Origin of the sequence: Bradyrhizobium sp. Pha-3 (assembly GCF_042258325.1) — a bacterium.
GTDB classification, from domain to species: Bacteria; Pseudomonadota; Alphaproteobacteria; order Rhizobiales; family Xanthobacteraceae; genus Bradyrhizobium; species Bradyrhizobium elkanii.
In genome coordinates this window covers 269,801-282,776 of record NZ_CP170151.1, presented here as the reverse complement: position 1 = coordinate 282,776, position 12,976 = coordinate 269,801, and the positions used below count along the sequence as shown (strand labels likewise).

General features: G+C 65.6%; 10 protein-coding genes. 5 read left to right on the top strand and 5 right to left on the bottom strand.

Annotated features, from left to right (window positions below; genetic code table 11):
• Positions 1 to 5 precede the first annotated feature (5 nt).
• Positions 6 to 662, top strand: coding sequence for an HAD-IA family hydrolase (locus tag ACE10X_RS01340; protein WP_304557422.1), 657 nt, complete (start codon positions 6 to 8; stop codon positions 660 to 662).
• A 13-nt stretch (positions 663 to 675) separates the two neighbouring features.
• Complete coding sequence (locus ACE10X_RS01335) at positions 676 to 1,809, top strand: pyridoxal-phosphate dependent enzyme (protein ID WP_375763930.1); 1,134 nt, start codon at positions 676 to 678, stop codon at positions 1,807 to 1,809.
• Between the two features lie 26 nt (positions 1,810 to 1,835).
• On the opposite strand, the gene ACE10X_RS01330 is transcribed toward ACE10X_RS01335, so the two are convergent.
• Both ACE10X_RS01330 and ACE10X_RS01325 read right to left on the bottom strand, forming a co-directional pair.
• Complete coding sequence (locus ACE10X_RS01330) at positions 1,836 to 3,029, bottom strand: serine hydrolase (protein WP_038384567.1); 1,194 nt, start codon at positions 3,027 to 3,029, stop codon at positions 1,836 to 1,838.
• 40 nt (positions 3,030 to 3,069) lie between these two features.
• Positions 3,070 to 4,710: an NAD(P)/FAD-dependent oxidoreductase gene (locus tag ACE10X_RS01325; protein ID WP_038384574.1), complete on the bottom strand. Its 1,641-nt coding sequence runs from the start codon at positions 4,708 to 4,710 to the stop codon at positions 3,070 to 3,072.
• A 303-nt stretch (positions 4,711 to 5,013) separates the two neighbouring features.
• Here ACE10X_RS01325 and ACE10X_RS01320 point away from each other — a divergent pair, with 303 nt between their 5' ends.
• Positions 5,014 to 5,916: a helix-turn-helix transcriptional regulator gene (locus tag ACE10X_RS01320; protein WP_038384568.1), complete on the top strand. Its 903-nt coding sequence runs from the start codon at positions 5,014 to 5,016 to the stop codon at positions 5,914 to 5,916.
• Positions 5,917 to 5,935: 19 nt separating this feature from the next.
• Here the strand turns inward: ACE10X_RS01320 and ACE10X_RS01315 are convergent, their stop codons facing one another.
• Complete coding sequence (locus ACE10X_RS01315; RefSeq protein ID WP_038384575.1) at positions 5,936 to 6,970, bottom strand: aldo/keto reductase; 1,035 nt, start codon at positions 6,968 to 6,970, stop codon at positions 5,936 to 5,938.
• A 22-nt stretch (positions 6,971 to 6,992) separates the two neighbouring features.
• The gene (locus ACE10X_RS01310; RefSeq protein WP_038384569.1) at positions 6,993 to 8,174 is read right to left on the bottom strand and encodes an MFS transporter; all 1,182 of its coding nucleotides are present in this window, start codon (positions 8,172 to 8,174) and stop codon (positions 6,993 to 6,995) included.
• Between the two features lie 100 nt (positions 8,175 to 8,274).
• Between ACE10X_RS01310 and ACE10X_RS01305 the strand changes: the two genes are divergently transcribed.
• Positions 8,275 to 9,231, top strand: a complete 957-nt coding sequence (locus ACE10X_RS01305) for a LysR family transcriptional regulator (protein WP_038384570.1) — start codon at positions 8,275 to 8,277, stop codon at positions 9,229 to 9,231.
• Between the two features lie 256 nt (positions 9,232 to 9,487).
• Here ACE10X_RS01305 and ACE10X_RS01300 read toward each other — a convergent pair whose 3' ends face one another.
• Positions 9,488 to 10,237, bottom strand: a complete 750-nt coding sequence (locus ACE10X_RS01300) for a class I SAM-dependent methyltransferase (protein WP_038384571.1) — start codon at positions 10,235 to 10,237, stop codon at positions 9,488 to 9,490.
• A 336-nt stretch (positions 10,238 to 10,573) separates the two neighbouring features.
• On the opposite strand from ACE10X_RS01300, the gene ACE10X_RS01295 reads away from it, so the two are divergent.
• Complete coding sequence (locus ACE10X_RS01295) at positions 10,574 to 12,949, top strand: glucose/quinate/shikimate family membrane-bound PQQ-dependent dehydrogenase (RefSeq protein WP_038384576.1); 2,376 nt, start codon at positions 10,574 to 10,576, stop codon at positions 12,947 to 12,949.
• The last annotated feature ends 27 nt before the right edge of the window (positions 12,950 to 12,976 follow it).

Below are 12,976 nucleotides of genomic sequence, written 5' to 3'. Positions count from 1 at the left end.
AGCTCATGACCCGAGCCTATGACGCCGTTCTGTTCGATCTGCTGACGGCGCTGCTCGACAGCTGGACACTCTGGAACAAGGTCGCGGGCTCCGACGAAGCCGGGCTGCGTTGGCGGGCCGAGTATCTCAGGAATACCTACGCCACCGGGCGCTACCGTCCCTATGAAGACCTGGTGGGTGAGGCCGCGCGCAACGTTGGACTGCCGTTCGAACGGGCCGCGGAGCTCGGCGCACGCTACGCCGAACTTGATCCCTGGCCCGAGGTTCGCGACGTCCTGCAAACGCTGCACGGTGCCGGCGTCGCGCTCGGCGTCGTGACGAACTGCTCGGAGCGGCTCGGCCGCATCGCCGCCGATCGCCTCGGCGTTCCGCTCACCGTGTTCGTGACGGTCGAGCGCGCCGGCTATTACAAGCCGCAGCCGCAACCCTATCGGCTCGCGCTCGACGAACTGCCGGCCCCGGCCAATCGATGCCTGTTCGTTGCAGGATCGGCCTATGATCTGTTCGGCACGGCACGTGTGCATCTGCCGACTTGGTGGCATAATCGGGCCGCAATGAACCTGCCGGAAGGGGTGCCCGCCCCGATCATGGTTCGTGACAACCTTGCGACCTTGCCGGCTTTCGTGCTCGGTCGCGATGTGTCCGGCCGGACCGTGCCTTGAGGACTGAATAGCGATGCCTTCACCCAGTTACATCGACCCGCTCAACGGAAAACTCTATCCGCTGGATATCCCGCGCTGGTGCTCCGACGAAGGCAAGCCGCTCCTGATAACGCCGCTGCCCGGCATCTCCCGCGACGACATCGATCGCGCGACGCGATCGCTGTGGCGCTATCGCGCGGCGCTGCCGGTCGAAATCAGGCAGCCGATCACGATGGGTGAAGGCTGCACGCCTGCCGTCGAGAAGGCGTGGAATGAGCTGCGGCCGCATTTCAAGCTCGATTGGTTCAATCCGACCGCAAGCTTCAAGGATCGCGGCACCACGGTGATGCTGTCGTTCCTGCGCCAGCTCGGCGTCGATGCGGTGCTGGAGGACTCTTCCGGCAATGGCGGCGCGTCGGTTTCAGCCTATGGCGCGGCCGGCGGCATGCGGGTCAGGATCCTTGCGCCGGCGACGACGTCGCCGATGAAGGTGGCGCAGATGCACGCCTTCGGCGCCGAGGTGCAGCTGGTCGAAGGCCCGCGCGAGGAATCGGAGGCGGAGGCGATCCGCCAGTCGAAGCAGATCTTCTACTCCAGCCACAACTGGCAGCCATTCTTCCTGCAGGGCACCAAGTCGCTGGCCTACGAGATCTGGGAAGATTTCGGCTTCACCGCGCCCGACAACGTCATCATGCCGGTCGGCGCCGGCAGCAGCCTGCTCGGCTGCCATATCGGCTTCAAGGAGCTCTTCGCGGCCGGGCAGATCACGCGGCTGCCGCGCCTGTTCGCGGCCCAGCCGCTCAACTGCTCGCCGGTCGATGCCAGCTTCGCCGCCGGCGTCGACACGCCGGTCGAGCGCGCGGTCCGCAAGACCATCGCCGAGGGCACCGCGATCAAGCATCCGCTGCGGCTGAAGCAGATGATCGCGGCGCTGAAGGAGAGCGGCGGCGGCACGGTGGCAATTCCCGAAGACGGCATCGTCGCCGCGTTGAAGCGATTGGCGCAGACCGGCCTGTTCGTCGAGCCGACCTCGGCCTCGGCCGCCGCCGCGCTCGACGTCCTGAAGGCGCGCGGCGCGATCCGGCCGGCGGAGCGCACCGTCGTCATCATCAGCGGCACCGGGATCAAGGCGGCGGGGCTGATCACGGAGTTGCTCGGAGCGAGCTAGCTTTGGCGCGCTCCGATTGGCACGCTCTATCCCGCCTTGCGCAGCCTCAGGGATTCGTAGAATGCCGTCTCGAAATTGATGTAGCCGATAAAGGACGTCGGATCGCCAAACGGCAGGATCTGCGTCGCCCAGTACCCGCCAAAACCGTTCTGCCGATCGATCCAATAGAACAGATTGGCGAGCCCGGCCCAGCCGAGCGCGCCGGCGGGGCGGCCGGTCGGAGCCTGCTCGTCATTGATCATGAAGCTCAGCGCCCAGGATTTCGACTGACCGGGGAAGAACTCGGCATCGTTGGCAAGCGAGGTGATCACGCCGGTGATCGCGGTGACCTTGTTGTTGCCGAGATGGTTCTTCTCCGCCATCCGCACGGTCTCGGCCTTGAGGACCCGCCCGTGCTCGCCGGCGCCGTCGTTCAGCCACATGCGGATGAAGCGCATGTAGTCGCCGATCGTCCCATAAAGCCCGTGCCCACCCATGTGGATCTCGGGCTTGGCCGGCAATTCGAAATCCATCGGCGTGAGCGAGCCGTCGGCGTTGCGGGCGTGGATGCCGGCGAGCTTGCGGCGCATCGCGTCGGTAAGCTCGAACGTCGTGTCCATGATCCCGAGCGGCTCGAAGATGCGTGTCTTGAAGACTTCGCCGAGCCGCCTGCCGGTGATGGCCTCGACGATCTGGCCGCACCAATCCATGTTGGTGCCGTATTCCCAGCGCTCGCCCGGATCGAACAGCAGCGGCGTCATCAGCGAAGCCTTGGACGCCGTGATGACGCTGGGTTGCCCCTTCTCCTGCGCCAGCCGGTTATAGATGTGATTGATGAAGTCGTAGCTCAGACCCGCGGAATGGACCATCAGCATGCGGGTGGTGATGTCGCGCTTCGGCGGACGCAGCCGCGGCTCGCCCTTGTCGTCAAAACCCTCGATCACCTGAAGCTTGCCGATGTCGGGCGCGTAGGTCCTGGCCGGCGCGTCGAGATCGAGCTTGCCTTCCTCGACGAGCTGAAGGACGGCCGTCCCGGTGATCGCCTTGGTGGTCGAAAAGATCGCGAACACGCTGTCAGTCGTCATGTCGGCCGGCTGGTCGAGGCGGCGCTTGCCGGCTGCACCTTCATAGATGTTGCGATGGCGGTCGGTCACCATCGCGACGACGCCGGGAACGCGCGGGTTTGAAGTCACGACGCCGTCAAGGATTGCATCGGCGGATGCACTGAAATTCGCGCTCATTGTCTTCCTCCTGTGTTTTCTGATGTTGACCCGCGTAGCCCTACTGCGTGGCGAAGCCGTGATAGCCGCTGGCGGCGACCTCGTCGCATTTCTGGCGGTAGGTGCCGACGCCGCCGCAATAGGACAGCACCCGGCGCGGCTTGCCCTCGACATTGGAGCCCAGGTACCAGGAGTTGGTCTTCGCGATCAGTGTTGCGTTGGCGGTCTCGTCGTGATGCGCCACCCACTGATCCTCGGTATCCCTGGTCGGCTCGATGACGTTCAGATTCTTGCCGCGCAAATATCTGATGCAATCGGCAATCCACTCCACTTGCTGCTGCAGGCAGGTGGTCATGTTGCAGAGTGCGGCCGAGGGCGCGAGCGGCACCGCAGTGGTGAACAGGTTCGGATAGCCATGGACCTGCAGGCCCATCGTGGTGCGGATGTCCCTGCCCCAATCGTCCTTCAGCGATCGCCCGTCGCGGCCGCGAATGTCGATGCGCGTCAACGCTCCCGTTCCGGCGTCGAAGCCGGTCGCCAGGATGATGACGTCGAACTCGTGCACCGTGCCGTCGGCGGTCTGGATGCCCTCAGGCGTGATGCGGGCGATCGAATTGTTCTTGACGCTGACGATCTCGACATTGGGCCGGTGGAAGGCCTCGAGGAAATTGCTCTCCAGCGGCACCCGGTGCGTGCCAAAGCCGTAATCGGCGGGAATCAGCAGCTCGCACAGCTTGGGGTCCTTGATCCGCTCGCGCATCTTCTCGCGCACGAATTCGGTGATCTCGGCGTTGACGGCTTCGTCGAAGAACAGTTCGGCGAAGGACGAAACCCACAGCTTCAGGGATCCGTCGTTCCAGCAGTCCTCGATCACCTGGCGGCGCTGCCGCGGCGTCAGGTCGGCCCAGGCGTGCTCGAAGTCGAATTCGAAGCCGGTGAACGTCTTCGGCAACCGCTCGGTGAGGAACTTGAACTTCGACTTGTAGGCCTCGGCGTCCGCTGCATCCCATTTCGGGTTCTTCATCGGGATGATGTATTGCGGGGTGCGGATGAACACCTTGAGATGGCCGACCTCACCGGCGATCGACTGGATCACCTGGATTCCGGTCGCGCCGTTGCCGACCACGCCGACGCGTTTGCCGGCGAGCTCGATCGGCCCCTTGGGCCAGCGCGCGGTGTGGAACAGCTGGCCCTTGAACGTCTCCTGACCCGGGAAGGACACGTGCGGGGCCGAGAGCATGCCGCAGCAGGTGACGAGGAACTGCGTATCGATCACGTCGCCCTGGTCGGTCGCGACCAGCCAGCGTTGCGTCGCCTCATTGAAATGCGCGCTCTTCACCGTGGTGCCGAACTGGATATCTTTCCTGAGGTCGAGGCGTTCGGCGACGTAGTTCAGCCAGCGCTCGATTTCCGGCTGGCCCGGGAAGCGCTCGCTCCAGCTCCAGCCTTTGTAGAGCTCCTCGGAGAACAGGTACTGATAGGTGTGGCCTTCGGAATCGAAGCGCGCCCCGGGATAGCGGTTCCAGTACCAGGTGCCGCCGACACCAGACCCGGCGTCGATCGCCTTCACACTCAGTCCCTGCTCACGCAGGCGGAACAATTGATAGAGACCGGCGACGCCGGCGCCGACGACCACGGCGTCGAGCTTGGTCGTTGCATGCGCACCATTGCTTCCATTCGACCTTGTGACGGTCTCGGTCATGATTTCCTCCTGTGTCTGGCTTCTCGCACGCATCTTCCCATCCGCGGTGTCGCCGGATGATGGTGCGTTGCGTCAATTTGGGCCTCGACCGCTCGCGCTGTCGCCGAAACGCAGAGCAGGCTACGGGCCGTTCGGCCGCGCGGCTTGGATGAAACCGACAATCTCTGGAACGCCGCCGTTCAATTGCCCGACCGGCCATTGGTCTCCTTGGCAAATGGCGAAAGCGGCCTATTCTGCGCTCAGCCGTCCGGCCAAGAACAAGCGGTCAACCGCGCCACGAATCCCAGGGAGGAGGCTCGCGCGATGGGCCAGTTGATCACGGTCGAGGAGCTGCCGCGCTACGCTCCCGGCGAGCTGAAGCTGGATAGCGCCTCGGTCGGGAGGAACGATTTCCGGCTGCGCATCTTCCGCTATGCGCCGTCCGACATCTGGGTCCCGCCATCGGAGAACTTCCTCCTCGTGCTCTATCGCGACGGCACGACGTCGATGAACCGCCGCGTCACCGGCGCATGGAAGCAGGATCACGTCGGTCGCGGCGTCACGTCACTCCTGACCCGCGCAGAGCCGTCAAGCTGGCACTGGAAGAATGACATCGAGGTCACGCACTTCTATATCTCCCCCGCCCTCATGATGAAGACGGCGAGCGATGCCTTCGACCGCGACGCCGAGGCGATCGAGCTGCACGATCTGCTCAAGGCCGAAGATCCGATGCTGACGTGGATCAACGACCAGATGGTTCAGGAGGTTGCCTCGGGAGGTCCGGGCGGACGCCTCTGTTATGACGCGCTGGCGCTGCAGGCGAGCGTGCACATCCTGCGGAAATATGCGGCGATCGAGTTCAAGATGCCCTGCGCGCAAGGACGCTTCCGCCCGGCGCATGCCCGGCTGATCGAGGACTATATCGAGCAGAACATCTTCCGGAACATCACGCTGGAGGAATTGGCGAACATCTGCAATTGCACGCCGGTGCAGTTCGCCCGCAAATTCCGCGTGCATTACGGCATGCGGCCGCATGCCTATGTCCTGCGACGCAAGGTCGAGCATGCGTGCCAGCATCTGCGCAAGGACCGCGTCGCGCTGAAGGAGATCGCGCTGCTCGCCGGCTTTGCCGATCAAAGCCACCTCAATCGCGTGTTCCGGCAGCACATGAACGTCACGCCGGCGGAATACCGCCGGCAGGTCTGCGAGCACACCGTCCAGGCGTGAGACCGGGTCTGCGACGGACTCACACCGGCGGCGGATTGAGGCGCGCGAAGCCTTCCTGGATTCGGTAGGGATAGTACGGATAGGCCGGCATCACCGCGCTCGCGCGGTCGAGACGCGCGATCTGGTCCGGCGAGAGCGACCATCCGACCGCGCCGAGATTGTCGCGCAGTTGCGCCTCATCACGCGCGCCGATGATGACCGACGACACACTGGGACGCGTGAGTAGCCAGGCAATCGCGATCTGCGGCACGCTGCGGCCGGTCTCTGTGGCTATCGCGTCCAGCGCGTCGACGATCGCGTAAAGCTTCTCATCGTCGACCGCCGGCCCGAACTGCGCGGTCTCATGCAGGCGGCTGGTCTTCGGCAATGCCTGCCCGCGCCTGACCTTGCCGGTAAGCCGGCCCCAACCGAGCGGACTCCAGACCAGCGCGCCGACGCCCTGGTCGAGCGCGAGCGGCATCAGCTCGGATTCATAGTCGCGGCCGACCAGCGAATAATAGACCTGATGCGCCGCATAGCGCGGCCAGCCGTGCCGCTCGGCGACACCGAGCGATTTCATCAGATGCCAGCCGGAGAAATTCGAGGCGCCGACATAGCGCAACTTGCCGACGCGCACGAGCGCGTCGAGCGTCGACAGCACCTCATCGACCGGCGTGAAGGCATCAAAGGCATGAAGCTGCAGCAGGTCGATATAGTCGGTGTTGAGCCGGCGCAGCGCGGCGTCGACCGCGGCGACCAGGCGATATCGCGACGTGCCGGCATCGAGCGGGCCGTCGCCCATCGGCAGGCCGGTCTTGGTCGAGATCAGCACCTTGTCGCGGCGGCCCTTGATCGCGGCGCCGAGGATCTCCTCCGACGCGCCGTTCGAATAGACATCGGCGGTGTCGAACAAATTGACGCCGGCATCGAGACAGATGTCGATCAACCGTCGCGCCTCGCTGGCGTCGCTGCGGCCCCAGGCCGAAAACAAAGGCCCCTGGCCGCCGAACGTGCCGGTGCCGAAGCTGAGCACCGGGACTTTCAGGCCGGATGCACCGAGATTGCGGTATTCCATGGTCATACTCCCCTGATCCGATTCATTCCGCCGGGCACTGCGCGGCGAGCGCGATCGGCCGATCGAGGCGCAGGCTCCACAGCGCAAGCACCAAGCCGATTGCAGTGATGACGGCGGCCACCAGCGGCAGCGCGCCGAGGCCAAGGCCGCGATCGATGGTGACGCCGCCGGCCCAGGCGCCGAGCGCGTTGCCCAAATTGAAGGCCGCGATGTTCAGGCTGGAGGCCAGCGTCCGCCCTTCGACGCCGGCGGCTTCGAGCACGCGGAGCTGCAGCGGCGCGACGGTCGCGAACGCGGCGATGCCGAGAATGAACAGCAGCACGACCGCCAATGCCTTGATCGAGACGACCGCCGTCAGCGCGACGAGCACGGCGGCGAGGCCACCGAGCGACACCAGCAGCGCCCGCGCAAGTCCCTTGTCGGCGAGCCGTCCGCCCGCGACGTTGCCGATCGCAAGGCCGGCGCCGAACACCAGCAGGATCGGCGACATCGCGGCGTCGGAGAAGCCGGTGAGCCGCGTCAGGATCGGCTGCACATAGGTGAAGACCGCGAACAGCCCGCCGAAGCCGAACACCGTCATGGCAAGTCCGAGCAGGACCTGCGGGCGGCCGAGCACGGCGAGCTCCTCGCGCAGCGGCGCGGGCTTGTCGTTGGCGCCGACATGGCCGGGGACCAGCACGACCAGAACGATGAACGCGATCACGCCGATCGCCGCCACCGCCCAGAACGCCGCGCGCCAGCCGAGCATCAGGCCGAACCAGGCGCCGAAGGGCACGCCGAGCAGGGTCGCGACCGTGAGCCCGATGAACATCGTGGCGATCGCCGACGCGCGCTTGTCCTCCGGGACGAGGTTTGTCGCCACCACGGAGCCGACGCCGAAGAAGGTGCCGTGCGCCAGCGAGGTGAGAATGCGCGCCGCCATCAAAAGCCCGTAGCTCGGCGCCAGCGCACACGCCGCATTGCCGAGCGTGAAGATCGCCATCAGCGCCAGCAAGACCGCCTTGCGCGGCATCCGCCGCGTTGCCAGCGTCAGGATCGGCGCGCCGACGAATACGCCGAGCGCATAGCCGGAGATCAGCAGGCCTGCCGCGGATACGGATACCTGCATGTCGGCGGCGACCTGCAGCAGCAGTCCCATGATGAGGAATTCGGTGGTGCCGATACCAAAGGCACCGGCGGTCAAGGCAAGGACTGCAGCAGGCATGTGTCGCTCCGGACAAAAGGATTCCGCAAAGCGAGATAGCGGTCCGGGCGGGGAAGGATTAGAATGGCCGCAATCCAATCATTTGTGACTTGAATTCAAGATGGCCCGCACCGACACCAACCGCTCCGGCGAGATGGACGTATTCGTCCGCGTCGTCGATCTCGGCGGCTTCACGGCTGCCGCGAACAGCCTGCGCCAGACGCCGTCGGGCGTCAGCAAGCTGGTCTCGCGGCTCGAGACGCGGCTCGGCACGCGGCTGGTCAACCGCACCACGCGCAAGCTGCAGCTCACCGAGGAAGGCCAGGCCTTCTACCAGCGCGCCCAACGCATCCTCGCCGATATCGACGAAGCCGAACGCGAGGCCGCCTCATGCGTGCCGCGCGGCCATCTCACCGTGAACAGCAACATCCCGTTCGGCATGCTGCATGTGATGCCGCTGTTGCCGCGCTTCATGCGCGAGCATCCCGACATCACGCTCGACATCGTGCTGACCGACACGCTGGTCGATCTGATGCAGGCACGCGCTGATATCGCGATCCGGGTCGGCCCGCTCGGCGCCTCGCGGCTGATCGCACGCAAGCTCGGCACCAGCCGCATGGCGGTGGTCGCCGCGCCGTCCTATCTCGCCCGCTTCGGCACGCCGAAGACGCCGGCCGACCTCGCCGCCCATCGCGGCATCGGCTGGACCTTTCCGCGCAGCATCCGCGGCTGGCCGTTCCGCCGCGCTGAGCGGATCGAGGAAGCGCTGCCGCCGCCGGTGGCCCGCGCCAGCGACGGCGAAGCCGCGCGTCAGCTCACGCTTGGCGGGATCGGGCTCGGCCGGCTGGCGCTCTTCCACATCGGCCCCGATATCGAGGCCGGGCGTCTGGTGCCGGTGCTGCAGAATCTCAACCCCGGCGACCGCGAGGACATCCATGCGGTCTATGTCGGCCACGCCGGCCCGCTGCCGGCGCGGGTCCGAGCTTTCATCGATTTTCTTGCGCAGCACATCCGCATCGGCGATCCCTCGCTGCGGCGCGGCGCCGATGGAAAATGGAAAGTCGTGGGCGACAAGTGAATGAACCCTCGGCCTTCAGCCTGCCACCGAATCGGTCAAGCAAGGCCGCGTCGCGCAATAGCGGCGTAGACCACCGCTGTTGCCACACTCCCAATTGTCATCACCCGCGAAAGCGGGTGATCCAGTACGCCGCGGCCTCTCGTTCAAGCACAACGGCCTCTGGAATACCGGATCGCCCGGTCGAGCCGGGCGATGACAGCGAGTTGTGCGGAGATGTAACCGCCGCTGATCGACAGCGCGGCTTCTCGAAGCCGATCTAGGTCCGCTTCAGCAAGAAGAGCTGCGTGACATAGGGGAACACCACTTCGTCGGCGTCGCCGAGACCGGCCTCACGCAGGATGCTGCCGGTCTTGTCGCGCAGGATCGCCTTCTCCGCATCGGGAAGATTGGCGACATAGCTCGTCGATGCGATGCGCTCGAACACATCCCCTCGCTTCATTCGGTGCGGATGGTCCTGCACGGTTTCCTTCTCGAGCACGAAGCGCGGGTCCTTCAGGATCCAGCGCCAGCGTCCGGTCCGTTGCCGGGGCGTGTCGCCCGCATAGCCCTCGATCATGACGGACAACGCGTCGACCCACGGCGTTCGGTCATCCCGGTTGTTCCAGACCAGCGCAAGCGTCCCGCCGGGATGCAGCAGCCGCGCGATCTCGGCAACCGACGCCTCATTGTCGAACCAGTGAAACGCCTGGGCGCAGGTGACGAGGTCGACGCTGCCGGTTTCGAGGTTGATCGCATCGGCGCGCGTGTTGATGACCTCCACCCCGGCTTCCTTGGCCAGCCTGGCCGACATCTCGGCGACGGGCTCGACCGCGACGAGGCGCGCAGTCGCGGGCAAATGCTGCAGCAGCAGGCGGGTGAACTTGCCGGTTCCGGCACCGAGGTCGACGACACAGCGCGCGGCCGCAAGCGGCAGCGCGGCGACGATCTCCGCGGGGTAGCTCGGTCGGCCCGCCTCGTAGGCGGCGACCGCGACACGATAATTCTCGGCAGTGGGGTTCAGTGTCATTGTTGCTTCTCCTACGTGCCAACCGTCCGCGGTGCGATCCGCGGAACGGAATAGAGCAGCGCCTGCACAGGACTGGAAGAGCACGTCGATTCAAAATCCGCTGAAGACCTCTCACCTTTGCGTCAGCGCCGCAGCTCCGCGGCTCCCTGTTGAAGGTGCGCGCATTTTGAATGATTTGCGTCGGCGGGTTTCGCATAGACCTTACGTGCTTGTGGTGCATCAACGGCGCAGTTCCAGGTTGCAAGTTGCGGTTGGCTGAAGGACAGTTCGCGATGGCGGACACGGTCTGTCGCGCTTGTGCGGGACAAGCCCGATCCCGCCCGCACCGGAGCGACCATGCAGCGATCCAGGGCAGTCTTCATCACAGCTATCGTCTACGCCTTGATCGGCCTAGTCCTCGCCGGCGGCGGCATTTGGCTCGCCGCATTGGGTGGATCGATCTTCTACACGGTCCTCGGCGTCGGCATTCTCGCCACGGCTATGCTGCTGCTGGCGCAGCGCCATCAGGCGCTATGGCTGTTTGCGATCGTGCTGCTCGGCACGCTTGCGTGGGCCGTCTATGAGGTGCGGTTCGACTGGTGGCCGCTCGCGGCGCGTGGCGACATCATCTTCCCGATGGCGCTCTGGCTGCTCACGCCGGTGATCGTTCGCGCCCTGACACGAAGCGGGCCGGTGCCTTACTTGCGCGCGACGGCGCCACTCTGGATCGGCGTCGTCGCTGCGGCGGCGGTGCTCATCGCCGGGCTGCTGTCCAGCTATCACGACATCAACGGCACGATTGCCGAGTCCGGCCCTGCCGTGCCGCAAAGCGAAGCCGACCCGCAGCCGGACGGCGACTGGCGCGCCTATGGACGCACGCAATTCGGACAGCGCTATTCGCCGCTGAAGCAGATCACGCCCGACAATGTCGGCAACCTCAAGGTCGCCTGGACCTTCCGCACCGGCGACGTGAAGACGCCGGAGGATTCCGGCGAGACGACCTTCGAGGTCACCCCGATCAAGGTGCGCGATACGCTCTATCTCTGCTCGCAGCACCAGGTGCTGTTCGCGCTCGATGCCAAGACCGGAACGGAGCGCTGGCGCTACGACCCCAAGCTTGTGCACAACAAGACGTTTCAGCACATGACCTGCCGCGGGGTCTCCTACCACGAGACCGCGCAGGGCGCCGTCGACAGCAGCGGCAATCCGGCGCCGGCCGAATGCCCGCGGCGGATCTTCCTGCCTATCAATGACGGCCGCATGATTGCGCTCGATGCCGACAGCGGCAAGCTCTGCGATGGCTTTGCCGATCACGGCAGCCTCGACCTGCAGCAGGGGATGGGGATCAAGACCGCCGGCTTCTTCGAGCCGACGTCGCCGCCGGTCGTCAGCGACAAGATCCTGGTCGTGGCTGCCGCGGTGATCGACAATTATGCGGTCGAGGTGCCGTCGGGCGTGATCCGCGGCTTCGATGTCTACACCGGCAAACTGGTCTGGGCCTGGGACTCCGGCGCGGCGGACGAGAACGCACTGCCGTCGCCGACGCGGCATTACACCAACGGGTCACCGAATTCCTGGATCACGGCCTCGTTCGATCCGAAACTGAATCTGGTCTACATCCCGACCGGCAACAACGGACCGGACATCTGGGGCGGCAATCGCGACGCGCTGGTCGAGCGCTATTCCAGCGCCATCGTCGCGCTTGACGTCAACACCGGCAAGCGCGCCTGGTCGTACCAGACCGTGCATCATGATCTCTGGGACATGGACGTTCCCTCGCAACCGAGCCTGGTCGATGTGACGACGGCCAAGGGCGTCATCCCCGCGATCATCCAGCCGACCAAGGTGGGCAACATCTTCGTGCTCGACCGCAGGACCGGCGAGCTGATCGTGCCGGCGCCGGAACGCGCGGTGCCGCAAGGCGCAGCGCCTGGCGACCGCTCTGCGCCGACCCAGCCGTTCTCCGAACTGACCTTCCGCCCCGAGGCGAAGCTGACCGGCGCCGACATGTGGGGCGGCACGATCTTCGACCAGCTGCTGTGCCGGATCATGTTCCACCGCTTGCGCTACGAAGGCACCTTCACGCCGCCGTCGTTGCAGGGCACGCTGGTCTTCCCGGGCAATCTCGGCATGTTCGAATGGGGCGGCATCGCGGTCGATCCTGTCAGGCAGATCGCCATCGCCAATCCGATGTCGTTGCCGTTCGCCTCAAGACTCATTCCGCGCGGTCCGCCCAATCCTCCGGCGCCGACCGCCGAGAAACCGGTCGGCAGCGAGGTCGGAGTGCAGCCGATGTATGGCACGCCGTTCGGCGTCGATATCTCGAGCTTCCTCTCGCCGCTGTCCGTGCCGTGCTACCGGCCGCCTTGGGGCTCGATGGCCGCGATCGACCTGAAGACGATGAAGATCGTCTGGCAGCATCCCAACGGCACGATCCGGGACACCACGCCGCTGCCGCTTCCATTCAAGATGGGCGTGCCGATGCTGGGCGGGCCGATCACCACTGCCGGCGGCGTTGCGTTCTACACCGGAACCTATGAGTACACGATCCGGGCCTACGATGTGCGCAACGGCAAGGTGCTCTGGGAAGACCGCCTGCCGGCCGGCGCCCAATCGACGCCGATGAGCTACGAGGCTGGCGGCAAGCAATACGTCGTCACCGCGGCCGGCGGCCACGGCTCGTTCGGCACCAGGCGCGGCGACTACGTCATCGCTTACGCATTGAAGGATTGAGCCGCTTCATCGGGGCCGTCATCTTCC

Excerpts from the sequence above, each read along its gene's own strand:
- ACE10X_RS01320 (WP_038384568.1), top strand. The coding sequence starts at position 5,014 with ATGGGCCAGTTGATCACGGTCGAGGAGCTGCCGCGCTACGCTCCCGGC.
- ACE10X_RS01305 (WP_038384570.1), top strand. The coding sequence starts at position 8,275 with ATGGCCCGCACCGACACCAACCGCTCCGGCGAGATGGACGTATTCGTC.
- ACE10X_RS01310 (WP_038384569.1), bottom strand. The coding sequence starts at position 8,174 with ATGCCTGCTGCAGTCCTTGCCTTGACCGCCGGTGCCTTTGGTATCGGC.
- ACE10X_RS01335 (WP_375763930.1), top strand. The coding sequence starts at position 676 with ATGCCTTCACCCAGTTACATCGACCCGCTCAACGGAAAACTCTATCCG.
- ACE10X_RS01325 (WP_038384574.1), bottom strand. The coding sequence starts at position 4,710 with ATGACCGAGACCGTCACAAGGTCGAATGGAAGCAATGGTGCGCATGCA.
- ACE10X_RS01315 (WP_038384575.1), bottom strand. The coding sequence starts at position 6,970 with ATGGAATACCGCAATCTCGGTGCATCCGGCCTGAAAGTCCCGGTGCTC.
- ACE10X_RS01330 (WP_038384567.1), bottom strand. The coding sequence starts at position 3,029 with ATGAGCGCGAATTTCAGTGCATCCGCCGATGCAATCCTTGACGGCGTC.
- ACE10X_RS01340 (WP_304557422.1), top strand. The coding sequence starts at position 6 with ATGACCCGAGCCTATGACGCCGTTCTGTTCGATCTGCTGACGGCGCTG.
- ACE10X_RS01295 (WP_038384576.1), top strand. The coding sequence starts at position 10,574 with ATGCAGCGATCCAGGGCAGTCTTCATCACAGCTATCGTCTACGCCTTG.
- ACE10X_RS01300 (WP_038384571.1), bottom strand. The coding sequence starts at position 10,237 with ATGACACTGAACCCCACTGCCGAGAATTATCGTGTCGCGGTCGCCGCC.